Here is a 24565-nt window from a genome sequence, read left to right as displayed (position 1 = left end):
GGTCGCGAAGAGGGACTCGGCGGTCACCGGGGTAGCTCCTTGATCAGGCCCATGCAGGAGTAGGCCAGGTCGGGGACCACTTCCACCGGGACATTGCGCGCCGCGGCGAGCAGGCGGATGTGGGCGTGCTCCGGTGCGTCTGCCTCACGGACCAGCACTCGCCACGGTACCCGGCGCAACAGCACCCGGGTGGTCTCGCCGACGCCGGGCTTCACGTAATTGACTGTGCTGATGCCGTATTCGGCGCGGACCTTCTCCACCGACGCCCACCCGGACCAGTCCGGCGTGCGGTCGGAATCGCGGATGGCGGCGACGGCGGCGGGCACCTGCTCGCTGATCGTGCCGAAAGCCGCTGTGACGGTGTCGATCAGCTGGTTCGAGACATCGGCGCCGATCAGGTCGCGGTAGAACTTGGCGCCGTGGAACTCGCCGGGGCCGATCAGGCTGTCGTTGAGGACCGTCCGTGAAACCAGGCCGGACACCGTCGAATTGAGGCAGGCCGAGGCGATGAGGAAGTCGTCGCGGGTGCCGTAGGTGCGCACACAGTTGGCGGGATCGGCCAGGACCACGAGCTCGTCGTTGAAGCGGGCGCCACCGGCGGCGTGATAGTCGTCCAGGGCGGCGGTGAGTTCGTGGGTGATGGCGCCCTTGCCGGTCCAGCCGTCGACGAAGACGATCGAGGACGGATCGTGATGGCGGGCGAGGTAGTCCAGCGCCACGGCGTCGATACCGCGATCACGAACGATCGAGACCGCGTAATGCGGCACGGTCAGGGGCTCGCGGCCGATCCCGCTGACGAGCCAACGCCGCATGAGCACGCCGACGGGCGTGCCCGCCCTGGCCAGCGACACCAGGACCACGTTCGCACCACGTTCGGCGACAACGAGTTCGGCCACGGTCGCGACGGCCAGCGCCAGTCGCTCGGCGCTGTCGGCCAGCACGCGATCGAAGAGCTCGCGATATTCGGCGTCGGGCTGGAACTCCACGGGCAACGACTCGGCGTAATGGGCCACACCGGCTTGGATGCGCCGTTCGCGTTCCGTCACATCGGCTTCCAGATCGGCGTCCGAGAGATCTTTCAGCAGCCACGAAACATCCTCGGGCGCATACGAACCGAACGCGGGGCCGTGCAGGGCTTCGGGGAACGGCCCCGCACCCGGCTGCTTCGGGGCCGCGGCAGAGCTCGAGCCGCCACCGTGTTCCGCGCGGCCCGCACGGTCCGCAGAATCGGTCGCCACGGTCGATTCCTTGCGACTCGGCGCGTTCGCGCTGGTGGCGGAATCGTTGTACGACACCGACAGTGACGCAGTCCCAGCCACTCGCTCAGCGGTCCGGCCCGCGTGCAGCGCACGAGGATCCGCACCTGGCACGACTGCGATCAGGATATCGGCGCCCGACGCGGTGAGGACGTCGACCAGGCCGCCAGGGGCGACGAGTTCCGGCGTATCGGCGGGCGGATCGATGACGACCAGCAGGACCGGGTCCGCGTCGGGCCACTGGGCGTTGTAGAGGTAGCGCTGGGCGGTGGGGTCGGGTTCCGGGGCGGTGAACCGGAAGCCGCGGCGTAGGGGGTAGCCGGGTTCGTCGAGGACGTATGCCGGTGAACGGGTGGTGGTTTGGAAGCGGGCGGGGATGCCTGCGTCGGCCAGGTCGGCGGCCAGGCGCAAGGGGAGGTACATGAGTTCTTCGTGGCCGATGACGATGACCGGACGGCCGGCGAACTCGGCGTCGAGGCGGGAGTTCACCTCGTCGGCGATGGATTTCACCGCGACGTCGAAGGCGGCGTTGTCCGAGCGAAGGGTGCCGTGCCGACCGCCCTCGGGAACGTCGGCGGGCCAGGTCAATTCGATGCGTCCGTACGAACCCCGCTCGGTGGCGATCGGATTCAGCCGCGGTTCGGGCAGTGCGGTCACCGTGTCTATCAGCCCGGCCGGTAGCTCGGTGCGACCGGATGCCAGGCAGACCGTGTCGATGCGCGCACCGAGTTCGGCTGCGGCGGCTTCGAATTTGATCCGATCGGCAGGTGTGCGCATGTCGACCAGTGAGGCGAGGACGTAATGCGAGCGGGGAGCGAACGCGTGCAGTGCGCGGACCGCGTCGATGGCGGTGTCGCCGGTGGAGATCTCGTCGTCGACGAGCACCAGCGGCAGATCGTTGGCGAAGATCGCTGCGGGGGCGGGCTGGAGCAGGTGCGAGGTGGCGTGCGAATGACCCTCTTCGAAGCCGGTCAGTGTGGTGGCCCGTGACTCGTGCCTGCGGGTGGAGTGCAGGTAGCAGCCCGCGTCGATCCGCGCGGCCACGCAGTGACCGAGACCGGTAGCGGTCTCGGCGAATCCGAGCACCACGGCTTCACGATCACCCAGCACCTCGCGCACCAGATCGGCCAAGCGGTTACCCGCACCGATCACGATGCGCGGATCGGTCGGCAGGTGCTTGCCCAGCACCGTGGAAACCAGCAGATGGGCCCGCCGCGGATTGCGGCGCAGACCCGGCTGCACCAGCGCACCGATCGCGAGCTCGCCCGTCAGCACGCTCTCGGCGGACAACGCCACGAACCTCTCGGCCGAGGTCGCGGCGACATCGACGCTCTCACCGGTCACGCCATCGGCCGACCTCGCCGCGAGCACCTCACCCGGCACGTCGTCCTCGGCCGAGCGCGCGGCGAAGGACTCGCCGTGGTGCAGCTCGATGCCGAGATTCACTGTCGCCCACGGTGTTTCGAACGCACTCATTCGGCGATCATCGCTGTCAGCAAGTCCACGAAAGACACTCCCTTGTTCGCGACCCCGAACGCACGGGCCCGAACCAGCGTCTGGCGGGCCCAACTGCGGTGCGGGCGCATCTCGTTCATCTTGTTGCGGTATTCCGAGGCCGCGACGCCACCGACATCGGCCGCCATGATGTCGAGCGCGTCGGCGTACTCCTCGTGGGTCACCACCGACAGCGCGTGCACCACGGCCACGTGCGAGGGGTGGATCACCGTTTTGCCCTGGATGCCGTTGGCGCGGTCGAGGGTGATCTCGCGCAGCAGGCCGTCGAGGTCGCGGCTCACCAGGTACTGGCGGAACTTCACCGCGTCGGATTCCTCGAACGGCGCGCTGCGCAGCTGCGGCCGGAACATCCGCTCGTGATCGGCGAAGTACTCCCACACCGGTCCGGTGATGATGAAGCCGGTGCCGTCGACGCGGCCGAGGTAATTGACGATGTCGGCGATCACGTCGGCGACCACCCGCACGTCGTAGATCGTGAGGTCGCGGTCGCGGCGGATGCCGAAGGTCGAGCACATGTCGGTGGCGCCGATCCGCACCGCCAGCAGCTGCTCACGGTGTCCGGCGAGCAGATCGGCGATGCGCGAGAGCTGCTCGTCACGGGTCTGGCGGTGCACCAGGTTCGACGATTCGAGCACCGGCATCGCGTAGACCGGACGGCCGAGGCTGCGGTTGGCGTCGTCGAGCGCGGCCAGGTAGGTGGGCCCGCTGACGGCGTCGAACTTGGGGAAGACGAATCCGGTGAGCACGTCGGCGCCCGGTCCGAGCGCGGCGACCAGTTCGCCGACCGAGGCCGCGTCGCGGACCCGGATGAACAGCATCGGGTTCGCGTCTTCGCCGCGTGCGAGCAGATCCAGGGTGTCCACCGCGTGCTGTTTGGCGGCCTCCACCTGGTGATCGGCGACCGCGTCCTCGAGGTCGATCACCATCGAGCACACCCCGCGCGCGGCCCGCCGGAGAATCGTGGCGGCCAGATCGGGGCGGGTCGCGGGCACATACAGGGTCGCGCCGAGCGCGGTCGCCAGCAGCTCCCGGTCGTCGTGGCCTTGAATCGGCTCCGGTTCGACCAGGAACAACTCCCGGCGGCGGGGACCCTGCAACTGCTGGAAATGGCGCAGCGGTACCTGCTTACGCAAGCAAACTTCCGGTGCGATGGCGTAGCCCGCGGTCATTCCCCCCACCTCATCTGTCGACCCATGTCATTTCTTACTTTTCGGAAGCGTGTTTTCTGATGCGCTCGACTACGCCCGCGATGAACTCTGCGACGGTACCCAGCTCGGTAACATACGCCCAGTAGTCCGGGTGGCGACCAGTAAGTCCAGCGGTGATGCGATCGAGGCGTTCTGCTTGTGCATCGAGAACCGAGCCCCACTCGGCGACCAGTCCTCGGTCGACCGCCAGCATCTGCGCGTCCCGCAGCCGGAATCGTACGGTGCGGGCCTGAGCTTCGGGGTCGGTACGTACCTCACGTAACAATTCGAGGCGCCGGGTGACGGCGTCGACCAACTGCTCGGCCTCGGCGAGGTACGCGCGTGCGGTGGCGGTCAAATCAAGGGCGGTCTCCGGATCACGATCGGCTGCCGCGACGCGCGCGCCGACCAGCGCTTCGTCGGCGGCGTCCATGCCACGACGGCTTTCCCGCTCATTGTTGGTCAAGTCCGCCGAACTCGCAGCACTGAACTCACGCAACAGCGCGGAGTAGGCCGGTCCGAGCGCGCCGGCACGGTTGCCGACGGCAGCAAGGCGAGTGGTCACCGACGCGATCGCATTCGCGGCAGCCGAGGCACGAGAAGGGGCCTGCGCCAACGCATTCGATAGTTCCGCCGTCGCCTCTTGCACAGCATTCGCAGCCTCGCGCGCGGCCGCGACCGACGTGCCGGGATCGCTGGAAGAGGCTGTGATCAGAGCCTCATTCAGCCTCCTTACACCCGCGGAGATCGAGGGGTAATTCGCGAATCCGGACGACGCCGCGGCGGCCAGCACCTGCTCGGCCTCGGCCCGCACGTGTGTCAGCAACTGCGGCACCGACGCTCGCACAGTCGCGGCTTCGGCGAGGCCGGCGCGGTGCGCGTTATAGAAATCGTCGACCCCACGCGCGGCCTCGTTCAGCTGCCGGACCAACGCGTCCGCCCTGGCCGGACCGTCCGCGATCGGGGTGCCCGCGGCCTCGGCGGCGTCGAGTTCCTCGGTGAAACTCAGATACGCGCCCGCCGCGGCGTAGCACCGCGCCCGCACCGGCTCCCAGACCGCGCCGATCCGGCGGTCGGGGAAGACCTGCTCACTGGCCACCACGCCCGCCTCCGCCGCCGTCTGCCTGCGATCCATATCCAGAAAGGCGGCCGACGCCGCGGCCCGCGCCCCGCTGATCCACTCATGATCCGCCCCCGATCTGAACCATCCGCGTCTGCGAGGTGTCACCGGCACATCCCCTTTCCGAACCACGGCCGCGGTTCGCCCACTCACTGCCGTCGATGGTAGGAGATTCACCCCGTTAACCTGGGCTGCAGACGGTTCCTACGCAAGATCCACGAAACCTATTACTGTCGTAGCGGTACCCGGCGATTCGGACATGCTGGGAAACGACACACCGGACTAATCGAAGGGATTCCCGCATGGGTGTCAGTCTGTCCAAGGGCGGCAACGTTTCGCTGAGCAAAGAGGCTCCGGGCTTGACCGCGGTCTCGGTCGGCCTCGGCTGGGACGTGCGCACTACCACCGGCACTGACTTCGACCTCGACGCGAGCGCCATCGCGACCGGCGCCGACAAGAAGGTCGTCTCCGACAAGCACTTCGTCTTCTTCAACAACCTGAAGTCCCCCGAGGGCGCCATCGAGCACAAGGGCGACAACACCACGGGTGAGGGCGAAGGCGACGACGAGGTCATCGACGTCGACCTCGCCAACACCCCGCCGACCATCGAGAGCATCTTCTTCCCGGTATCGATCTACGATGCCGAGACTCGCTCACAGTCGTTCGGTCAGGTACGCAACGCCTACATCCGCGTGGTCAACAAGGCCAACGGCACCGAGCTCGCCCGCTACGACCTGTCCGAGGACGCCTCGACCGAGACCGCTATGGTCTTCGGCGAGCTGTACCGCAACGGTGCCGAATGGAAGTTCCGCGCCGTCGGTCAGGGCTACGCCTCCGGTCTGTCCGGCATCGCTCGCGACTACGGCGTCAACGTCTAGTCACCCTCGCGAACAGGGGGCTCGGCACATCGGGCCCCCTGTTCGTGCGAAACAGAAAGGTCCCTCCGCGTGATAACGCGCATCTTCGGCCTGTCCATCGTCATCACGGTGTTCTCGCTGGTCGTGGCCTACCTCTACGGTGGCTTGACCGCTCTCGCACTGTGCGCCATCCTCGGCATTCTCGAGGTGTCGCTGTCGTTCGACAACGCCGTCATCAACGCCACCGTCCTGGAACGGATGAGCGAATTCTGGCAGCGGATCTTCCTGACTGTCGGCGTGCTGATCGCCGTGTTCGGTATGCGTCTGATCTTCCCGCTGGCCATCGTGTGGGTCACCGCGGGACTGAACCCGGTCGAGGCCTTCGACCTGGCGCTGAACCCGCCGGTGGACGACGCCGCCTACTTCCCTGACGGCAGCCCGAGCTACGAGACCCTGCTCACCGACGCGCACCCGCAGATCGCGGCGTTCGGTGGCATGTTCCTGGCGCTGCTGTTCCTGAACTTCATCTTCGAAGAGCGTGACATCACCTGGCTCAGCTGGCTCGAGAAGCCGCTGGCCAAGGCGGGCAAGCTCGACATGCTGTCGGTGGTCGTCGCCGGTACCGGTCTGGTGCTCGTCGCGGAGTTCCTGGCCGACGCCGACGATCGCTCCACCGTGCTGGTCTCCGGCCTGCTCGGCATGATCGTCTACATCCTGGTCGACGGCCTCGGTTCGATGTTCCACACCGAGGAGTTCGAAGAGGGCCCGCAGGGTGGCCCGTCCACGCTGGTCAAGGCGACCGGTAAGGCCGCGTTCTTCCTGTTCCTCTACCTGGAAGTGCTCGACGCGTCGTTCTCCTTCGACGGTGTCATCGGCGCGTTCGCCATCACCTCCGACCCGATCATCATCGCGCTCGGCCTCGGCCTGATCGGCGCGATGTTCGTCCGGTCGATCACGGTGTACCTGGTTCGCCAGGGCACGCTGTCGGACTACGTGTACCTCGAGCACGGCGCCCACTGGGCGATCGGTGCGCTGGCTGCGATCCTGCTCGTCTCGATCGGCGTGCACGTCAACGAGCTCATCACGGGCTTGATCGGCGTGGCGTTCATCGGCGCGGCGCTCGTCTCCAGCGTCCTGCGCAACCGCAAGGCGGAGCCGGACGCCGTGGAGGACGCCAAGGAGTCCGCTCCGGTCAGCTGATCCACAGCCGAAGATCAACAGCGGCGGCGAGTCCCCTCGGGGATTCGCCGCCGTTGTCGTTCACGCGGGTTGCAGTTGGCGACCGAGCGCGGTGCTCGGCTCGACGCGCGGGCCGCGCACCCTCGCCCGCAGGAAGAGGAAGAACAGGGTGATCAACAGCGCGGTGCGCAACCACACGCCGAACTGGACGATCCCTTCCATCAACTCCACGCCCTCGCCCTCGCCCAGCGCGGCGAAGTACCGGAACACCCCGACGCCCACCGCCGCGTCGGCCACCAGGTAAGCCGCGACCAGCGACCACGGCACCTCCAGCAACACCAGGAACGGAATTATCCACAGGGTGTACTGGGGTGAATGCACCTTGTGGAACAGCATGAAAGCGGCCAGCATCGCCGCGCTGACACCGACCCACGGATACGCCGAAGTGGGGGTCCAGCGCCGCCAGCCCAGCCACAGGGCCAGCGCGAATCCGCCGAAGATCAAGACGGGCGAGGCGATCGCGACCGCGTCGTGCCAGGTCTGCGTCGTTTCCGCCGAGCGGCCGAAGATCAGCTGGTGACCCCAGTACCAGATCGAGTTGGTGGTGATGTCGGCCTGCCGCAGCTGCTGGAACGTGATCGAGGCGCGCCAGCCCTCCACCCCGGCCAGCACGAACGGCAGATTCACGGCCGCCACCGTGCCCATCGCGGCCAGCAGAGTCTGCGCGGCACCCGCCACGTCCAGCTCACCGATCGGGCGACGACCGCGCGGCGCGCCCTCGGTGAGCACGAACACCGCGAGCGGCAGCACGAAGATTCCCGGATAGAGCTTGAGACAGAAACCCAGCGCGAGCAGCACCGCGGCGATGATTCCGCGGATGCGCACCGACAGGCCGGTCAGCATCGTCATCACATAGACCGCCGCCACCGCCGTGCACACCACCGGCAGTTCCCAGTTGTGGAAGGCATAGAACACCAGCGGCGGGCCGATCGCCCACAGCAGCGCCGCCGGGCCGGCGAGCCTGGCCAGCATCCACGCTGTGAGCAGGGCGAACGGCGCGAGCAGCAGCGCCGAGTGCCACAGGAAGTCGGCGTCGTTGTCCACCCCGATGGCGCCCGCCCACATCAGCACGCCGCTGAGCACCGGGTATTCCACCGCGCCGCCCGTCAGCGCACCGTCTTCGGTGATCGCGCCGTCCACGTACGGGAAGACGTGATTGTCGATATCGCGGCCGAGCCACAGGAATTGGATGTCGGAATAGCAGACATCCGAATCCTTGCGCTCCTCGAATACCAGACTGCGACCGGATTCATCGATCGCGCCGCCCGCGCACCGGGCCTTGTTGGCATAGGCCAGCGCGAGAGTGAGGCCACACAGCAGCATCACGAAGATGCTCAAGGCCGCGGCCCACGTCGCGCCGCGTCGTGCTGCGCGCTGCCGCGGGCCGACTGTGGTCATGGCGACCACATTATGCGGCGGTGTCCCGATCACCCGGGTACACCCGCGGCAGGCATCGATTTCGCTGGTCACCACCCGCTCATGTAGCCTTGGCGGGTTGCTGACGCAACGAACCCTCCTGCCATGGAAAGTCCATGGCCGTTTCCTAGTCCACAGGAGGTGATTGGTCCGTGCGTCAATATGAAGTAATGGTCATCCTCGACCCGAGCCTGGACGAGCGCATCGTCGGGCAGTCCCTGGATACCCTGCTCACGGTCGTCAAGACCGAGGGCGGCAACGTCGACAAGGTCGACATCTGGGGCCGCCGCCGGCTCGCCTACGAAATCGCCAAGCAGGCCGAAGGCATTTACGCGATCGTCAACCTGACCGCGACCCCGGCCACCGTGAGCGAACTCGACCGCCAGCTGGGCCTGAACGAGACGGTGCTGCGCACCAAGGTTCTGCGCAACGACAAGTAGTCCGCACCCTCGAATTTGTCAGAGCCTGGCTTTAGGCTCGAGCGCAAATCCCCGAGATGCGGACTGCACCCCGAGCAGGAGGAACCCCCATGGCAGGCGACACGGTCATTACCGTCATCGGAAACTTGACGGCAGACCCGGAGCTTCGTTTCACGCCCGCAGGTGCGGCGGTGGCAAATTTCACCGTCGCGTCGACTCCCCGTGTGTTCGATCGCAATTCGAACGAATGGAAAGACGGCGAGGCTCTGTTCCTGCGCTGCAACATCTGGCGTGAAGCAGCGGAGAACGTCGCCGAAAGTCTGACCCGAGGCGCTCGCGTCATCGTGAGTGGCCGGCTCAAGCAGCGCTCCTACGAAACCCGCGAGGGTGAGAAGCGCACTGTGGTCGAGCTCGAGGTCGACGAAGTCGGTCCCTCGCTGCGTTACGCGACGGCGAAGGTCTCCAAGGCCGGTCGCGGTGGCGGAGGCGGCGGTGGCGGCTTCAGTGGTGGTTCCGGTAATGCCGGTGGTGGATCTAGCGCAGGCGGCTACAACGCCAACAACGGCGGCGGACGTCCGGCCGGCGGCAGCAATGCCGGTGGCGAAGACGATCCGTGGGGTAGCGCGCCCGCGGCCGGCTCCTTCGGGGGCGGCGGCCGCATGGATGACGAACCGCCGTTCTGATCGAACGGCACTCATAGTACGGAGAGAAACCCATGCCTAAAGCGCCCGCGCGCGAAAAGGTACTGAAGAAGAAGGCCTGCGCTTTCTGCAAGGAAGCAAAGTCCGGAATCGTCAATATCGATTACAAGGACACCACGCTGCTGCGTAAGTACGTCAGCGATCGCGGCAAGATCCGCGCTCGCCGCGTCACCGGCAACTGCGTGCAGCACCAGCGTGACATCGCTGTCGCCGTCAAGAACTCGCGTGAGGTGGCTCTGCTTCCTTACGTGTCGACCGCTCGCTGAGAAAGGGAGTCACACAGATGAAGCTCATCCTCACCGCTGATGTCGACAACCTCGGCGCCCCCGGCGACCTTGTCGAGGTCAAGGACGGCTACGGCCGTAACTTCCTGCTGCCCCGCGGTCTGGCCATTCAGGCCACCCGTGGCGCCCAGAAGCAGGTCGACGGTATCCGTCGCGCCCAGGACGCCCGCAAGGTGCGCGACCTGGATCACGCCAACGAGCTGAAGCAGGCCATCGAGGGCCTCGCCGCGGTTTCGCTGACCGTGAAGACCGCCGACAGCGGCAAGCTGTTCGGTTCGGTCACCACCACCGACGTGGCTTCGGCCATCAAGGCGGCCGGTGGCCCCGTGGTCGACAAGCGCAGCATCGAGCTGCCGAAGTCGCACATCAAGGCGACCGGCAAGCACGGCATCGTGGTGCACCTGCACCCCGATGTGGCCGCGAAGTTCAACCTCGAGGTTGCTGCGAACTGAGTTCGCCGGAAACCACCCCTGCGCGTGCGCAGGGGTGGTTTCTGCTTGCCTTTTTCAGGGCGATTTTGCGATAACTGGTAGGTAGCCGATAACGCGACCGGTATGGGTGGTGTTGTGCGGCTCACGGTCGGGTATCGCTCGACCTCCGGTTATTCACCCTGTGGATGACTGTGGAAACCGACCGGCAGATTTGTGACTCCAGTCATAGCCTGCACCATCGCTGTTAACCCAACACGCCCGGCTGTTCACCTCGACCGACACGCCGGAACTTCTTTCATCCACAGGGACGAAGTTGGGCAAACCGGGGTCTAGCAGGGCGTTTTACCGTACTGACCTGGGTTTTCCCCATGTTTTCCACAGGCGCTGCACAACAACGGGTGAACTACCCCCAAGTTATCCACAGTTGTGTGCACATGTCGGGTTGGCGAGTCCCGAAAACGTCGCCTAGGTTCGTCGCATTGCCCTGCGCGCGGCCCCGGGATTCACGCAGGCAACCGATTGCTGACATCCGTGTCGGTGTCCGGGAGTACAACGAGAACATCGATGTGAAACCCCGGTTCTGCGGGCAGAGAGGACTCCCCTGGTGACAACCACCGGTGACCGCGCGCAAACCGAGTTCACGCCTGAACCCCCCGGCGAGGACTTCGGTCGTCAGCCTCCGCACGATATGGCCGCTGAGCAGTCCGTCCTCGGCGGCATGCTGCTGAGCAAGGACGCCATCGCCGATGTGGTGGAGGTGCTGCGCCCCGGCGACTTCTACCGCCCCGCGCACCAGGCGATCTACGACACCATCCTCGACCTCTACGGCCGCGGCGAACCCGCCGACCCCGTCACCGTCTCGGCAGGCCTCGACCGCCGCGGCGAACTCAAGCGCATCGGTGGCCCGCCCTACCTGGTCACCCTCACCCAGACCGTCCCCACCGCGGCCAACGCCGGCTTCTACGCCGAGATCGTGGCCGAAAAGGCCATCCTGCGCCGCCTCGTCGAAGCGGGCACCCGCATCGTCCAGTTCGGCTACGCCGGCGCCGACGGCCAGGACGTCGCCGAGGTGGTCGACCGCGCCCAGGCCGAAATCTACGAAGTCACCGAACGCCGCACCACCGAGGACTTCACCCCGCTGGAAGAACTCCTCCAGCCCACCATGGACGAAATCGACTCCATCGCCTCCCGTGGCGGCATCTCCCTCGGCGTCCCCACCGGCTTCACCGAACTCGACGAACTCACCAACGGGCTGCATCCCGGGCAGATGATCATCGTGGCGGCCCGACCCGGTGTGGGTAAGGCGCTGGCGCTGGACACTCCGCTGCCGACGCCTGGTGGTTGGACCACCATGGGTGAGGTTCGTGTCGGTGAGGAGCTGCTCGATGCACAGGGCCGTCCGACGCGCGTCGTCGCAGCGACCGAGGTCATGGTCGACCGGCCGTGCTACGAGGTCGAGTTCTCCGATGGGACAGTGCTCGTCGCAGACGAGCAACACCAGTGGTTGACCGAGACGCGCGCGTCACGCCGTTCAGCGCAGGTGTTCGCCGAAGTCCGCACCACAGCACAGATTGCCGACACCGTGCGTTGCGATACCGCGGACAAGAGGATCAACCACTCCGTCACCAACGCGGAGCCACTGCAACTACCTGAGCGCGAGCTTCTCGTCCCGCCCTACACACTGGGCGCCTGGTTGGGCGCCGGCACCTCCGCGGCAGCTCAGATCACCAGTGTCGACCCGGAAATCATCGCGCGTATCGAGGCCGAAGGCATCGTGGCGGTTCCTTCACGATCGGCGCAATGGCGATTCCAGCTCACGCTCCCCGCTGATGAACCCGTCGCGGCCCGACCCTGCGTGGTGTGCGGCACCGAATTCACTCCGTTCACCAGTGAGGTCCGTACCTGCGGCCGTTCCTGCGGCGGTAAGGCACGATTCGTCTCCGAACCCGTTCCCGCGCCGACCTGCTCGCAGTGCGGCGGCCCATCGATCGGTTTGCGTCTGTGCCAGTCGTGCCGGAATTCGGTCGGCAGCGTACAGGCCCGGCTCCGCACGCTCGGGGTACTCGGTGACAAGCACGTTCCTACTGCCTACCTGCGCTCGTCCGAATCTCAGCGTCGGGCACTCCTGGCAGGTCTGCTCGACACCGACGGGACCGTCACCCACGGCGGGTCTGCGCAGTTCGCGGTCACCAGCGAACGACTGTTCCGCGATGTTCAGGAACTGGTCGTCAGCCTCGGCTATCGCTGTGGTGTGTCGACAAAGCGGGTGCGCGGCCGTTCGGAGCAGTCGTCGACGTGCTACACACTGACGTTCGCTACGGATGACGAGGTGTTCGGTCTGTACCGGAAGGCGCTGCTGCACAAGGAACGTCGCGCCGCGGTGAGCACGGCTCGATCGAACTCCCGCTACATTGTCGATGTGCGGCGCGTCGAGTCAGTGCCCGTGCGCTGCGTCGAAGTCGACAATGCCGATCATCTCTACCTGGCCGGTCGCTCGATGGTGCCGACGCACAATTCCACGCTCGGTATGGATTTCATGCGGAGTTGCTCGATCAAGCACGGCATGGCCAGCGTCATTTTCTCGCTCGAAATGAGCCGGACCGAGATCGTGATGCGTCTGCTTTCCGCCGAGGCGAAGATCAAGCTCGGTGATATGCGGTCCGGGCGGATGAGCGACGACGACTGGACCAAGTTGGCTCGGCGGATGAGTGAGATCAGTGAGGCGCCGCTGTTCGTCGACGATTCGCCGAACCTGACCATGATGGAGATTCGGGCGAAGGCGCGGCGGCTCAAGCAGCGTCATGACCTGAAACTCGTTGTGGTGGACTACCTGCAGCTGATGAGCTCGGGCAAGAAGGTCGAATCACGTCAGCAGGAAGTCTCGGAATTCTCGCGACATCTCAAGCTGCTCGCCAAGGAACTCGAGGTTCCGGTGATCGCGATCTCGCAGCTGAACCGTGGTCCGGAACAGCGAACCGACAAGCGGCCAATGGTGTCCGATCTGCGTGAATCTGGATCGCTCGAGCAGGATGCGGACATGGTCATCCTGCTCCACCGGCCGGATGCCATCGAACGCGACGACCCCCGAGGCGGCGAGGCCGACCTCATCGTCGGCAAACACCGTAATGGTCCGACCGCCACGATCACCGTCGCCCACCAGCTGCACCTCAGCCGTTTCGTCGATATGGCCCGCGGCTGACCAGCCGCCGCGCCACGGTGGAATCACCCCGCTGACGGGACCAGGGTGTTCTGCCGGGCGGCGGTCCACCACTGCCCGTTCTGCTCGACCAGTACATACAGCGCGACCATTGCCGGTTCGGTGTCGATCAGGGTGCCGTCGGCGGTGGTGGCGCGTGCGGTCTTGTGGGCGATGGCCACATCCGGGCGCAGAAAGGTCACGTCGACGACGTCGTATCGGACGTATTCGTCCTTCAGGAATCCGGCCAGCCCGCGCCGGTTCGCGTCGAGCAGCGCGTCGTGTCCGCTGATCAGCATGCCGACGGCATTGCCGACCACCGCGTTCGCGGTGAACTGTGCGGTCATGAGTTCCGCGTCGTTGGTGTTGTAGGCGGTCTGCGTGTCGGTGATGATCCGGCGAATCTCGGCGATGTCGGCGGTGTGGTCCACGGTGTCGTCTTCGACGACCGGGGGCTGAATCATGTTCGTGCTCATGAGAGAAACTCTCGACCCTCAACAGTGGTTCAGGTCAAGGGAGTCGCGAACGATTCGGCACCGATTCCCGGAAGGCGCCACGCTGCCGATGCTGGTACGCGGACGCGCCGCGGGATTCGATCTGTCGCTGCGCCCGCACTGGGTCGACCTCTGGTGAACGCGGAAGCCGACCTTCCCGCCCGAGTTCGCTGACGCCGATACCGATCGCGAAACCGATCGGCGACATCCGGCGACCTCCCGGGGAATCGGTCGGGTGCGGCGGATGATGGGTCGATGGCTGACCAGATTCTGCAGGTGGAGTGGAAGTCCGCTCCGGAAGATCATGACTATCCCGCTGCCGCCGACTATCTCGATCTGCTGGGCGACAAGGCGACGGTCGACGCGATCGTGGCCGAGCTCAGGGCCGCGCCGGTGGTGGTCAAGAAGGCGAAGGACATTCTGCGGGCGTCCCAGCTCGAAGCCCTCACGCCGGACAATCCGCATGTGCGCAGAGACCTGCTCAAGGTGAACGAGGGCAAGAAGCTCTCGCCGATCCTGCTGGTGCGGGGTGACTGCCGCGCGAATGTGCCGATGCTGATCGCCGACGGTTATCACCGTGTGTGCGCGCTGTACTGGGCCGACGAGAACGTCGAGATCCCCGCCAAGATCGCCGCGATGCCATGACGTTCGCAACCCTGGCGCTGGTGGTGGCGCTCGGGTTGATCGGGCCACTGCTCGCCCTGCCGAGACAGCTGTATCTGCCGGTGCTGCTCGGCGAACTCGTCGCGGGAATCATCTTCGGCACCACCGGTCTACGCATCCTCGACCCCACCGATCCGATCTTCGTCTTCCTCGCCGACATGGGCTTCGCGCTGGTGATGTTCGCCGCGGGTACCCATGTGCCGGTGCGTGATCCGCGGGTCCGGACCGCGCTCGGTATCGGCGTGGCGCGTGCCGTGCTGGTCGGCGTGGTCGCGGCGGTGGCGGGCTGGGCGGTGGCGCAGGCGTTCGACGTCGGGCACGCGGCGGTCTACGCGGTGCTGATGGCGTCGTCGTCCGCGGCGATGGCGTTGCCCATCATCGACTCGATGCGGTTGAGTGGGCCGCCGGTGCTCGCGCTCACCGCGCAGGTGGCCATCGCCGACACCGCCTGCATCGTCGCGCTGCCGCTGGTGATCGATCCGGCGAACGCCGGCAGAGCCGCGATCGGCGCGGTGGTTGTGGCGCTCTGCGCGACCGTGATGTTCTTCGTGCTGCGCTATCTCCAGACATCGGGTGCGCAGCGTCAGGTGCACGAGGTGTCCGAGGACCGGAAATTCACGCTGGAACTGCGGGTGAGTCTGGTTCTGGTGTTCGCGCTGTGCGGGGTGGCCAGCGCGATGCACGTGTCGATCATGCTCGGCGGGTTCGCGGCGGGGTTGGCGGTGGCCGGTGTCGGCGAACCACGTCGGGTGGCCAAGCAGGTGTTCGCGATCAGCGATGGGCTGCTCGCTCCGCTGTTCTTCGTCTGGCTCGGCGCCCGGCTCGATCTGCGCGAGTTCGGGGAACACCCGCGGTTCATCCTGCTCGGCTCGGTACTCGGCCTCGGGGCTGTCGGCGTGCACTGTGCGGCGCGACTGCTCGGCCAGCCGGTCGCCTACGGCACACTCGCCGCGGCACAGATCGGGGTGCCGGTCGCGGCGGTGACCGTCGGCAGTCAGCTGGGGGTGCTCGTGCCGGGTGAGGGCTCGGCGATCATGCTGGCGGCGCTGTGCACCATCGCGGCGGCGACGGTAGCGGCCGGACGACTCGCGGCGAAAGCGCCGGCGAGCAGCCCATGAGCCGCGCCAGAGCACCCCGGACGGGTGGCGCGGCACCGCATCGACGGCACTGCGCACCCGAACACTGAGTCGGACAATCGGTTTCAGGTGCTGATAGTGGCGACGGTATCGAGACCGTAGGTGCGCGCGTAGCCGTTCTCGGTGCCCACGAGGAGGTCGACGACCTCGAAATAGCGGTCCCAGAAAGGGGTTTCGCGCAGGGCGTCGATGAGCAGTTGGTAGGCGAGGTGACTTTCCGCTTCCCATACCCAGACATCGGTGACGCGGACGGAGTAGAACTCGGTGTCGTAGAAGCGTGACCGCACACCGGTGGTCTTGGCTTCGATGGCGGGCAGGACCTGGGTGGTGAAGGCGTCCACACGTTCCGGGACGGTCAGGGCGAGCCATTCGGGTGTGGTCTTGACGAGCATGAATGCCGTGACCGGGGGTTCGGTGTGCGCAGCGGGCATGAAAATGTCTCCAAAGGTTTTGGTGGTACGGGTCGGAGGGTGGGTTCAGGAAAGGACAGCGGGCTTCAGGGTGGTGGCGCACCACTGCTCGAAGCTGGTGGGAGACGCCGTTTCCGGAGTGCGGGCGACACCGGCGTCGAGGCCCTGGTCCTTGGCTCGCTTCATGTCGACGACTCCCTGGGCGAACGCCGCGTCGAGGCCGTAGCCCACGAGAGTGGTGTGTAGTTCGTCGAGGGACTGACGTTCGTAACGGACGGGGCGGTCGAGCTGTTCGGTCATGATGCGGGCCAGGTCGTTGGGTGAGAGGTCCTGCGGGCCGAGGACGGGGACGCTGTCGGTACCGGTCCATGAGCGGTCGAGCAGCAACTCGGCGGCGACGGCCGCGATGTCGGCGACCGCGACCATCGGGGCCTTGCGGTCGGCGTCGACGACATCGACGAACACGCCCTCGTCGCGGATCGAGTCGATGTCCTCCAGGAGGTTCTCGAAGAAGGACGGATTGGCCAATGCCCGGTAGGCGACGCCGCTCCCGGCGATGAGGTCGTCCATGGCCAGGGACGCGGTGACCAAGCCGGCGTGGTCGGCGAGCGGGGTGCCGCGGCCCAGTGCCGACACCGCGACGACCCAGCCGACACCATGGGCTGCGAGCGCCCGTGCGGCGGGGCTGGTGAAACCGCTCCAGCCGTCGTGCGGGGGTCGGGAGGAATCAGGGGGGACGAGCCAGAACACGGCGTCCGCGCCGTCGAAGGCTCGATCGAGGACGTGGGCGTCCGCGTGCGAGCCGGTGATCACCTCGACGCGTCCGCGTGGGGTGTCGGGCAGGCGCGCGGGATCACGCACGATCACCCGCAATTCCTCCTCCGAATCCAGGAGCTGGGCGAGTAGGGGACGGCCGATGTTCCCCGTGGGAGCAGTGATGACGATCATGTTCGCCTCGCAGGTAGTGGTGAATCGGGACACCCGTCATCCTGCGGAGAACCACGTATTGCCACAATAGGAATTTCAGCACTGAATTATTGACTGAAATGGAATGATGCTGGTGAACAGCTCTGATCCGGTCGTCGACGCCAATCTCGCCCTCGCGCTGGACGCCTTGCTGGCCGAGAACAGCGTCACCCGCGCCGCCGCCCGCCTGCACACCTCGCCCGCGGCGATGAGCCGCACCCTCGCCCGGTTGCGCCGCCTCCTCCAAGATCCCCTCCTGGTCCGGGCCGGACAGACCATGGTCCCCACCCCGCGTGCCGAGGCCCTGCGCGAAGAAGCCGCCGCGGTGGTGCGGAGTCTCGGAGCACTGCTCAGTCCCGGTTCCGGCGTCGATCCCGCCGGTCTGAGCAGCACCTTCACCCTCCAAACCGCCGACCTGGTCGGCGCGGCGCTGGCGCCCCGGCTGCTGGCGCTGGCCGCACAGGAGGCGCCGGGGGTCTCGTTCCGGCTGCTGGCCGAAGAGTGGGAGGCGGGATCCGCGCTGCGCGACGGCCGGATCGATCTGGAGGTCGGGTCCATCGATCACGTCGATCCCGAAACCCAGGTTGAGGAATTGGTGACGCTGCGCATGGTGGCGGCCGTCCGACCGGGCCACCACCTGACCGAAGAACCCTTGACCCCGGCCCGGCTCGCTGCCGCCCAGCACGTCGCGGTCAGCCGCCGTGGCCGATTCACCGGCCCGCTCGACGCGGCGCTGGCCGAGCAGCACCTCCGGCGGCGGGTCAGCGTCGTCCTGCCCAGCCACCTGGCCGCCATGACCCTCGCCGCCCGCTCCGACATCGTCTGCCTGGTCCCCGCCGCGCTCCCCGGCGCCGAACCGTCGCCCCTCACCGACGACGCGACCGCCCTCGGCCTGCGTCTGCTCGACATCCCCCTGGCCCTACCGCCCCTCACGATCGGCATGGCCTGGCACCCCCGTCACACCGCCGACGGCGCCCACCAGTGGCTCCGCGACGCCATCCGCCGGACCTTCTCGGTGAGAGCGATCGCGCATGACCCAGGAAATGGGGGCAGGGCTTCCCGTTTGCGTCAGTAACGATCTTGCTGGTGGGCGCGACATTGTTCGTGACATGCGGCCCGTCGGGGGGCCTGCCCACCTGTAGGTCATTCGAACGGGATCACATATGAATCTGCGTGAGTTTCTCGCGAAACATCGCATTGCTTCAGCTGTTGCCGCGCCTGCGGCGTTGGGTGTCGCGGCGATTGTCGCCGCGTCCTTCGCGGTGACGTCGCAGCCGAAATCACCCAGCTACGAGCTGACGACGTCGGTGACGGAGTGCCGCGAGATGGTGACCATCTCGGTGGCCGGACGCAACGACACCCCGGTCGAGGGCACGACGGCGATGCTGCTCGATGCCAACGGGAATCCGCTGCCCGCCGCGCTGTCGGGCGACCACAGCAGTGTGTGGGTGGATCCGGTGGTGAACGCCCCGCGTGACGACGTGGCCGAGGGCGACTACGCGGCGGTGTACATCGCCTACCCGGCCGATCTGGCGAGCTATGAGGACGCGGTCAACCGGGGTGTGGAGAACACCCAGCAGGTGATGCGCGAGATCTCGGCGGCCTGCCCGGACACCAAATTCTCGATCGTGGGCTACAGCGAGGGCGCCGATGTGGTGCGTCGGGTGGCCGAGGGCATCGGCAACGACGACCCCGCCGACGGGTACGCGACCGTGAACCCGGACGACGTGCTCGGTGTGGTGATGTTCGCCGATCCGGGCCGCAAGGCAGGCGACGGCACCTTCCTCGGTGCGGACGACCCGTTCGCGCGCCCCGACAACTTCGACCAGAAGTACCAGGACGGCAAGACCCCGATCTCGGGTCAGGGCGTCACCACGGGCGCTGATTTCGGCGCGCTCAACGGCAAGATCGCCTCCTTCTGCTCCGAGGGCGACCTCACCTGCGCAGCACCGGACAACATCTCCCTGCTGCAGCTGGCCGCCAATGTGGGTCGTCAGATCAATATCGACGAACTGCAGCGCGCCGACCTGGAACGCAACGGCATCACCGCGATCACCCCGGCGATGGGCCAGGACATGGCGTTCACGCTGGGCCGGATCGCGATGGCCGCGTTCTCCGACATCGGCTCGAACCCGAACTGGATGGCCAGCGACGAAACCTTCCTCGACGTGCTGCTGAAGGTGTCGGACCCGGACTACAAGCCGGGACAGACCACCACGCCCGCGAAGGCCGACGTGATCGCTGGTGAGCAGCTCTCGCCGCTGGCCTACCTGCCGCAGAAGATCTTCAACGAGATCGTGGGGCTGATCGTGACGAACCAGAACACGATCCCGGTGGTGATGAACGATCCGTACCAGCTGACTCTCGGCCCGAACGGCACCGGTCACCACTTCGACTACTGGCGTGATTCCGACGCCGCGAACGGCAAGCCGCTGACCTCGGCGGAGTACGCGGCAGCCTGGCTGACGCACCTGGCCAAGCAGGCGCAGGCGGGCGAGACCATCGACACGAAGGCCGCGCCGGACGATGCCTCGGTGACCGCCGCACTGGCGGCTCCGACGAAGCCAGCGACGACCACCACCGCGCCGACCAGCACGTCCAAGACCTCTGCGAAGTCGACGACGACCAGCCCCAAGCCGAGCACCACGTCCAAGACGGGCACCAGCACCACGGCACCGTCCACGACGGTGGCCCCGTCGACGACCACACCGTCGACGACCACACCGGAACCGGCGACCAACCAGGCGGCCGCTCCGGCCCCGACGACCACCGTGGCCCCCACCACGACGGTCGCCCCGACCACGACGGTGGCTCCCACCACGACGGTCGAGCCGACCACCACCGTTGCCCCGACGACCACCCCGTCGGCCAACTAGTCACGAACCACGAAATCCCCGGTGGGCAGCGTTATCCGCTGCGCACCGGGGATTTTCGTCTGTCTAGACCGAGACGGGTTCGGGGACCGAAGGCCGAACGGCGCGTTCACCGCGAGTCGCGGCGATCAACACCAGCAGCCCGGTGACCGCGAATCCCATTCCGACCCACAGCGGCGACACCCAGCCGAACCCGGCGCTGATCGCCAGCCCGGACAGCCACACGCCGAGGAAGTTGCCCACGTTGAAGGCCGCGATATTGGCCGACGAGGCGAGAGTCGGTGCGGCACCGGCATTGTCGAGCACCCGCATCTGGAGACCGGGGGTGGCGCCGAAGCCGAAGAATCCCATGGCGGGGAGCAACAGCAGTGCCGCGATCCGGTAGTCGGCGAGCAGTGCGAATGCCGCCAGCGAGAGCGCGAGGGCCAGCGTGAGCGCGAGCAGAGTGCGGGTGAGTGCGCGGTCGGCCCAGCGGCCGCCGAGCAGATTGCCGAAGAACAGGCCGACCCCGAACAGCACCAGCAGCCAGGGCACCATCGCTTCGGAGAAGCCGGTGACGCGGGTGAGCAGCGGTTCGATGTACATGAAGGCACCGAACATCCCGCCGAACACGAGCACGGTCATGACCAGCGAGTACCAGACCTGGGTGTTGCGGAAGACCGACAACTCGGCCCGCAGGTCCGGGCGTTCGCGGGTGGCGGGCGCGTCGGGGACGAGCGCGGTGATGCCGGCCAGCGCGACCAGCCCGACCACGGTGATCACCACGAACGTGGCCCGCCAGCCCCACTGCTGGCCGATGAACGTCCCCAGCGGAACGCCGAGAACATTGGCGACGGTGAGCCCGCCGAACATGATCGAGATGGCGCCGGCCTTCTTCTCGGGCGCGACGAGCGAGGAGGCCAGCACGGCCCCGATGCCGAAGAACGCACCGTGGGCGAGGGCCGCGAGCACCCTCCCGCCGAGCAGCGCGGCGTAGCCGGGAGCCAGCGCCGAGGCCGCGTTGCCGACGGTGAACAGGACCATGAGCAGCTGCAATGCCCGCTTGGGCTGCCACCGGTTGACCAGTGGGGTCAGCGCGAGCGCGCCGATGACGACGGCCAGCGCGTATCCGGAGATGAGGTAGCCGGCGGTGGGCACCGAGACGCCGAGGTCGGTCGCTACCGGGGAGAGCAGCCCCGCGATGACGAATTCGGTGAGTCCGATGCCGAAGCCCCCGAGCGCGAGAGCGATGAGACCGAGTGGCATGTGAACGCTTCTTTCCATCAGGGGCCGATTACCCGCGTATGCAACTAACGCTGACCGACGATAGTTGCACACGCGCTATATTGCAACCGCCAGCTATACTCGTCGCATGGGTATTGCTGATGACGCCGTCGAGGTACGGGCGACCGGCTGGCGCACCCTGGCCGCGCTGCACGGGCACATCGAGACCGCGCTCGAACGCGAGCTGGTGCGCGAACACGAGCTGTCGATCGTCGAGTTCACCGTGCTCGACGCACTGGCCCGGCAGGACGGCTGGCACATGCGGATCTCCCAGCTGGCCCGCGCGGCCGCACTGTCGGCGAGCGCGACCACCCGACTGGTCAACCGGCTGGAAGACCGCGGCTTCCTGGTGCGCGTACTGTGCGCCGACGACCGCCGCGGCATCTACACCGAACTCACCGAAACCGGCAGGGCCGCCTACGAAAAGGCGAAACCTACCCACGATCGAGCACTCGAGAAGGCACTCGCCGACGCGGAGCAGATCCCGGAACTCGCCCCCCTGGTCGGTTTTCTGCACCGGGTTCCGGCGCCGAGCTGACACGCGACATCGATACCAACGCGCCGATCATGGTGACTGTTGCGAGCACCGGTGCAATGATCGCTGGGTGACTCAGTGGCTCCCACTCCTCGGCTCGCTCCCCGTCGCCGGCGCAGTTCTGGTCGGCGTCATCGCCAACAACCGAACCCACCGGGAAGGAATCGCGGCCGCCGACGAGCGCGGCAGGCAGGCACTCGACGCCGCGCAGCGCAATGTCGAACTGTCGAACATGGTGGGTGACCAGCGCGATCACGAGGCGTGGCGCCGCGAGGCGGTGCTCGCCGCGGTCGCCTCGATCCTGGAGATGTCGGCCTCGGTGCGCGCCGACCTGACCACCTGCGGTGAATGGGATCTGGTCACCACCGACGAGATCGACAGCGTCAGCGCGCAGATCCACAAAGTGATCTGGGATCGCCCGGGCGGCACGCTGACTCGTCTTCGGGTGGTGGCGCATCGCCGGATTCCCAACAAGTGCGAAGACCTGCTGCGCACCCTCACCGCCGCCCAGCACATCACGATGCAGCGGCTGAAACTGCACATCGACGTGGAGGCGACCGTCGAGGAGCTGGAGCAGATGGCGTCGCTGTGGCAGAAGGCGATGCGCCATGCCGCCGAACAGGAGCGTGCGCTGGTCGAGACGACGCGCATCGAGCTCGGTATCGAGATCGCCTCGAAAGGTGGCGGGGCGGACCCGGTTCCGGCGCCGCAGCCGGTGGTCGCCGAAACCCGTTCGGAAGAAGTCGCATTCGAGGAAGTCACCGCCGAAAATCCCACCGAGCCCGAGCCCGAGCAGTCGACCGAGCCAGAGCCGCAACAGCCCACCGAGGCACCGCAGCTCATCGAGGCGCAGCTCACGAATGAGACACCGCAGGAAGACGATCCGCGCGACGCCGTCGACCCGCGCGAAGCGCAGACCGTCAAAGTCTGACCGAACAAGAAATCGGGCCGCGACATGTGATGTCGCGGCCTGTTTTCGTCGAGCTCTACTCATCCACGGCGCGCCGTGTTCGCTCAGCTCGAGCATCCAGTACTCTTCCGCGAGCTGAACATCCGGTGAACACCATGGAGTTCGTGATGGTCCGGGCGTTCAGCTGACGTGACCCCGGACGGACGGGTAACTTGGATATACGGCACGCAGGGGTGCCGAACCCGACAGCGTGGTCGATCGTCTGAAGACTTTGCACCGATCCACTCTCGTCAGGGGGCGATCTTTCATGGATCTCATCGCGCCGTTGGATGCGCTGTTCCTGCTCGCGGAATCTCGTGAGCACCCGATGCACGTCGGCTCACTGCAATTATTCGAACCGCCCGAGGACGCCGGGCCCGACTATCTGCGCGAGTTCCGCGCGGCCCTGCTGGCCGACAAGACCGTTCGGCCCACGTTCGGCAAGCGGCCCGCCACCTGGCTGGGCGCACCGCAGATGGCGTGGACCCAGGACGACGACGTCGACCTGGACTATCACGTGCAGCGCAGCGCCCTGCCCGGGCCGGGCCGTATCGACCAGCTGCTCGACCACGCGTCGACCTTGCACAGCGCCCTGCTCGACCGGCACCGCCCGATGTGGGAGCTGCACTTCGTGGAGGGCCTGGCCGACGGGCGCTTCGCGCTCTACTCGAAGATGCATCACGCACTGGTCGACGGCGTGTCGGCCCAGCGCCTCATGCGGCGCACGCTGACCACCGACCCGTTCGCGACCGAGCTCAGGCGGCCGTGGAACCTGCCGCGCAAGCTCGGCCCGCCGCGCCCCGGCAAATCCCGGCTCGGCAGCCTGATCGATACCGTCACATCGGCACGCTCGTCGACCACGGCGTTGATGAAGGCCACCCGCACCGGCCTGGTGCAGCAGCAGCTCACCCTGCCGTTCGAGGCGCCGCGCACGCTGTTCAACGTGCCGATCGGCGGTGCCCGCAAATGCGCGGTGCGCAGCTGGTCGATGGATCGGGTCAAGCAGGTGAAGAAGGCGACCGGGGCCACCGTGAACGATGTGGTGCTGGCGATGTCGGCGGGCGCGCTGCGGGCCTACCTGCTCGAGCGCGACGCCTTGCCGGACAAGCCGATGATCGCGATGGTGCCGATGTCGTTGCGCGAGGAAGACGACGTCGACAGCCAGGGCGTGAAAGTCGCGGCGCTGCTGTGCAATCTGGGCACCGATATCGCGGACCCGCTGGAACGCCTGCGGGTGGTGAGCGAGTCGACGCGTCGCAACAAGGAGGTGTACCACTCGCTCACCCCGGCGCAGACGCTGGCGATGGCCGGGGTGATGTTGAGTCCGATGGCGGCGATGCTGCTGCCCGGGTTCGCCTCGGTGGCGACGCCGCCGTTCAATATCGTCATCTCGAATGTGCCCGGAGCGCGCGAGTCGCTGTACTGGAACGGTTCGCGTCTGGACGCCACCTATCCGCTGTCGATCCCGCTCGACGGGCAGGCCGTGAACATCACGCTCACCTCCAGCGGTGACAACCTCGATTTCGGTCTGGTCGGCTGCCGTCGCACGCTGCCCGACCTGCATCGACTGCTCGATCACCTCGAGGATTCGCTGGCCGCGCTGGAGGATGCCGCGCTGTAGAAATTAACCGTTCTCGACCAAACTAGAACGTGTT

General features: G+C 66.9%; 22 protein-coding genes. 14 read left to right on the top strand and 8 right to left on the bottom strand.

Translation table 11 applies throughout. From position 1 onward, the window contains the following. Nucleotides 1-23: 23 nt before the first annotated feature. From ACFVVI_RS18595 to ACFVVI_RS18585, 3 genes are read right to left on the bottom strand one after another with little or no spacing between them, the layout of a single operon-like run. On the bottom strand, nucleotides 24-2732 hold the full coding sequence (locus tag ACFVVI_RS18595; protein ID WP_387446096.1) for a phosphoribosyltransferase: 2709 nt from the start codon (nucleotides 2730-2732) through the stop codon (nucleotides 24-26). Then, nucleotides 2729-3940 (bottom strand): HpcH/HpaI aldolase/citrate lyase family protein, encoded by a 1212-nt coding sequence (locus tag ACFVVI_RS18590; RefSeq protein ID WP_387446095.1) that lies wholly within the window; start codon nucleotides 3938-3940, stop codon nucleotides 2729-2731. The genes ACFVVI_RS18595 and ACFVVI_RS18590 overlap by 4 nt, the downstream gene beginning before the upstream one ends. A 34-nt stretch (nucleotides 3941-3974) precedes the next feature. Further along, nucleotides 3975-5093 carry a hypothetical protein gene (locus ACFVVI_RS18585; RefSeq protein WP_387446094.1) on the bottom strand — a complete coding sequence of 373 codons (1119 nt, stop codon included), beginning with the start codon at nucleotides 5091-5093 and terminating at the stop codon, nucleotides 3975-3977. A 287-nt stretch (nucleotides 5094-5380) separates the two neighbouring features. Between ACFVVI_RS18585 and ACFVVI_RS18580 the strand changes: the two genes are divergently transcribed. After that, entirely contained in the window at nucleotides 5381-5956 is a 576-nt protein-coding gene (locus tag ACFVVI_RS18580; RefSeq protein ID WP_062990541.1) for a TerD family protein, read from the top strand. A 69-nt stretch (nucleotides 5957-6025) separates the two neighbouring features. After that, nucleotides 6026-7135, top strand: coding sequence for a DUF475 domain-containing protein (locus ACFVVI_RS18575; RefSeq protein ID WP_378634866.1), 1110 nt, complete (start codon nucleotides 6026-6028; stop codon nucleotides 7133-7135). A gap of 60 nt (nucleotides 7136-7195) precedes the next feature. Here ACFVVI_RS18575 and ACFVVI_RS18570 read toward each other — a convergent pair whose 3' ends face one another. Further along, on the bottom strand, nucleotides 7196-8572 hold the full coding sequence (locus tag ACFVVI_RS18570) for a hypothetical protein (RefSeq protein ID WP_387446093.1): 1377 nt from the start codon (nucleotides 8570-8572) through the stop codon (nucleotides 7196-7198). Between the two features lie 170 nt (nucleotides 8573-8742). On the opposite strand from ACFVVI_RS18570, the gene rpsF reads away from it, so the two are divergent. The 5 genes from rpsF (at nucleotide 8743) to dnaB (ending at nucleotide 13624) form a co-directional block, all read left to right on the top strand. After that, nucleotides 8743-9030, top strand: coding sequence for a 30S ribosomal protein S6 (gene rpsF, locus ACFVVI_RS18565; RefSeq protein WP_056823926.1), 288 nt, complete (start codon nucleotides 8743-8745; stop codon nucleotides 9028-9030). Between the two features lie 89 nt (nucleotides 9031-9119). Beyond that, nucleotides 9120-9692, top strand: a complete 573-nt coding sequence (locus ACFVVI_RS18560; RefSeq protein ID WP_378904447.1) for a single-stranded DNA-binding protein — start codon at nucleotides 9120-9122, stop codon at nucleotides 9690-9692. A 32-nt stretch (nucleotides 9693-9724) separates the two neighbouring features. After that, nucleotides 9725-9976 (top strand): 30S ribosomal protein S18, encoded by a 252-nt coding sequence (gene rpsR / locus ACFVVI_RS18555; RefSeq protein ID WP_056823934.1) that lies wholly within the window; start codon nucleotides 9725-9727, stop codon nucleotides 9974-9976. Between the two features lie 17 nt (nucleotides 9977-9993). Further along, a complete protein-coding gene (gene rplI / locus ACFVVI_RS18550) occupies nucleotides 9994-10446 on the top strand; it encodes a 50S ribosomal protein L9 (protein ID WP_378634861.1) in 453 nt (150 codons plus the stop codon). A gap of 583 nt (nucleotides 10447-11029) precedes the next feature. Continuing rightward, entirely contained in the window at nucleotides 11030-13624 is a 2595-nt protein-coding gene (dnaB, locus tag ACFVVI_RS18545) for a replicative DNA helicase (RefSeq protein ID WP_387446092.1), read from the top strand. Between the two features lie 23 nt (nucleotides 13625-13647). Here dnaB and ACFVVI_RS18540 read toward each other — a convergent pair whose 3' ends face one another. Beyond that, nucleotides 13648-14097 carry an SgcJ/EcaC family oxidoreductase gene (locus tag ACFVVI_RS18540; RefSeq protein WP_387446091.1) on the bottom strand — a complete coding sequence of 150 codons (450 nt, stop codon included), beginning with the start codon at nucleotides 14095-14097 and terminating at the stop codon, nucleotides 13648-13650. A gap of 285 nt (nucleotides 14098-14382) precedes the next feature. On the opposite strand from ACFVVI_RS18540, the gene ACFVVI_RS18535 reads away from it, so the two are divergent. Both ACFVVI_RS18535 and ACFVVI_RS18530 read left to right on the top strand, forming a co-directional pair. Further along, complete coding sequence (locus ACFVVI_RS18535; RefSeq protein WP_378989541.1) at nucleotides 14383-14760, top strand: hypothetical protein; 378 nt, start codon at nucleotides 14383-14385, stop codon at nucleotides 14758-14760. After that, a complete protein-coding gene (locus tag ACFVVI_RS18530) occupies nucleotides 14757-15896 on the top strand; it encodes a cation:proton antiporter (RefSeq protein ID WP_387446090.1) in 1140 nt (379 codons plus the stop codon). Before ACFVVI_RS18535 ends, ACFVVI_RS18530 begins: the two co-directional genes overlap by 4 nt. Nucleotides 15897-15979: 83 nt before the next feature. Here the strand turns inward: ACFVVI_RS18530 and ACFVVI_RS18525 are convergent, their stop codons facing one another. Both ACFVVI_RS18525 and ACFVVI_RS18520 read right to left on the bottom strand, forming a co-directional pair. Further along, nucleotides 15980-16345 (bottom strand): darcynin family protein, encoded by a 366-nt coding sequence (locus tag ACFVVI_RS18525; protein WP_378989274.1) that lies wholly within the window; start codon nucleotides 16343-16345, stop codon nucleotides 15980-15982. A 45-nt stretch (nucleotides 16346-16390) separates the two neighbouring features. Further along, entirely contained in the window at nucleotides 16391-17305 is a 915-nt protein-coding gene (locus ACFVVI_RS18520) for an NAD(P)H-binding protein (protein ID WP_387446089.1), read from the bottom strand. A 79-nt stretch (nucleotides 17306-17384) separates the two neighbouring features. On the opposite strand from ACFVVI_RS18520, the gene ACFVVI_RS18515 reads away from it, so the two are divergent. Further along, nucleotides 17385-18365, top strand: a complete 981-nt coding sequence (locus ACFVVI_RS18515) for a LysR family transcriptional regulator (protein WP_387446088.1) — start codon at nucleotides 17385-17387, stop codon at nucleotides 18363-18365. Between the two features lie 88 nt (nucleotides 18366-18453). Continuing rightward, entirely contained in the window at nucleotides 18454-20166 is a 1713-nt protein-coding gene (locus ACFVVI_RS18510) for a cutinase family protein (protein WP_378989277.1), read from the top strand. Between the two features lie 63 nt (nucleotides 20167-20229). Here the strand turns inward: ACFVVI_RS18510 and ACFVVI_RS18505 are convergent, their stop codons facing one another. Continuing rightward, nucleotides 20230-21408 carry an MFS transporter gene (locus ACFVVI_RS18505; RefSeq protein ID WP_387446087.1) on the bottom strand — a complete coding sequence of 393 codons (1179 nt, stop codon included), beginning with the start codon at nucleotides 21406-21408 and terminating at the stop codon, nucleotides 20230-20232. Nucleotides 21409-21514: 106 nt separating this feature from the next. On the opposite strand from ACFVVI_RS18505, the gene ACFVVI_RS18500 reads away from it, so the two are divergent. From ACFVVI_RS18500 to ACFVVI_RS18490, 3 genes are all read left to right on the top strand, one after another. Then, a complete protein-coding gene (locus tag ACFVVI_RS18500; protein ID WP_387446086.1) occupies nucleotides 21515-21964 on the top strand; it encodes a MarR family winged helix-turn-helix transcriptional regulator in 450 nt (149 codons plus the stop codon). Between the two features lie 67 nt (nucleotides 21965-22031). Then, nucleotides 22032-22892, top strand: a complete 861-nt coding sequence (locus ACFVVI_RS18495) for a hypothetical protein (RefSeq protein ID WP_387446085.1) — start codon at nucleotides 22032-22034, stop codon at nucleotides 22890-22892. 286 nt (nucleotides 22893-23178) lie between these two features. Next, complete coding sequence (locus ACFVVI_RS18490; RefSeq protein WP_387446084.1) at nucleotides 23179-24531, top strand: wax ester/triacylglycerol synthase family O-acyltransferase; 1353 nt, start codon at nucleotides 23179-23181, stop codon at nucleotides 24529-24531. Nucleotides 24532-24565: the final 34 nt, after the last annotated feature.

Source organism: Nocardia sp. NPDC058114 (assembly GCF_042884695.1).
In the GTDB taxonomy this organism is placed as follows: domain Bacteria; phylum Actinomycetota; class Actinomycetes; order Mycobacteriales; family Mycobacteriaceae; genus Nocardia.
This window is presented reverse-complemented; position numbering and strand designations above follow the sequence as displayed.

Excerpts from the sequence above, each read along its gene's own strand:
- ACFVVI_RS18595 (WP_387446096.1), bottom strand. The coding sequence starts at position 2,732 with ATGAGTGCGTTCGAAACACCGTGGGCGACAGTGAATCTCGGCATCGAG.
- ACFVVI_RS18590 (WP_387446095.1), bottom strand. The coding sequence starts at position 3,940 with ATGACCGCGGGCTACGCCATCGCACCGGAAGTTTGCTTGCGTAAGCAG.
- ACFVVI_RS18585 (WP_387446094.1), bottom strand. The coding sequence starts at position 5,093 with ATGGATCGCAGGCAGACGGCGGCGGAGGCGGGCGTGGTGGCCAGTGAG.
- ACFVVI_RS18580 (WP_062990541.1), top strand. The coding sequence starts at position 5,381 with ATGGGTGTCAGTCTGTCCAAGGGCGGCAACGTTTCGCTGAGCAAAGAG.
- ACFVVI_RS18570 (WP_387446093.1), bottom strand. The coding sequence starts at position 8,572 with ATGACCACAGTCGGCCCGCGGCAGCGCGCAGCACGACGCGGCGCGACG.
- ACFVVI_RS18560 (WP_378904447.1), top strand. The coding sequence starts at position 9,120 with ATGGCAGGCGACACGGTCATTACCGTCATCGGAAACTTGACGGCAGAC.
- rpsR (WP_056823934.1), top strand. The coding sequence starts at position 9,725 with ATGCCTAAAGCGCCCGCGCGCGAAAAGGTACTGAAGAAGAAGGCCTGC.
- rplI (WP_378634861.1), top strand. The coding sequence starts at position 9,994 with ATGAAGCTCATCCTCACCGCTGATGTCGACAACCTCGGCGCCCCCGGC.
- ACFVVI_RS18540 (WP_387446091.1), bottom strand. The coding sequence starts at position 14,097 with ATGAGCACGAACATGATTCAGCCCCCGGTCGTCGAAGACGACACCGTG.
- ACFVVI_RS18530 (WP_387446090.1), top strand. The coding sequence starts at position 14,757 with ATGACGTTCGCAACCCTGGCGCTGGTGGTGGCGCTCGGGTTGATCGGG.
- ACFVVI_RS18525 (WP_378989274.1), bottom strand. The coding sequence starts at position 16,345 with ATGCCCGCTGCGCACACCGAACCCCCGGTCACGGCATTCATGCTCGTC.
- ACFVVI_RS18510 (WP_378989277.1), top strand. The coding sequence starts at position 18,454 with ATGAATCTGCGTGAGTTTCTCGCGAAACATCGCATTGCTTCAGCTGTT.
- ACFVVI_RS18505 (WP_387446087.1), bottom strand. The coding sequence starts at position 21,408 with ATGCCACTCGGTCTCATCGCTCTCGCGCTCGGGGGCTTCGGCATCGGA.
- ACFVVI_RS18500 (WP_387446086.1), top strand. The coding sequence starts at position 21,515 with ATGGGTATTGCTGATGACGCCGTCGAGGTACGGGCGACCGGCTGGCGC.
- ACFVVI_RS18490 (WP_387446084.1), top strand. The coding sequence starts at position 23,179 with ATGGATCTCATCGCGCCGTTGGATGCGCTGTTCCTGCTCGCGGAATCT.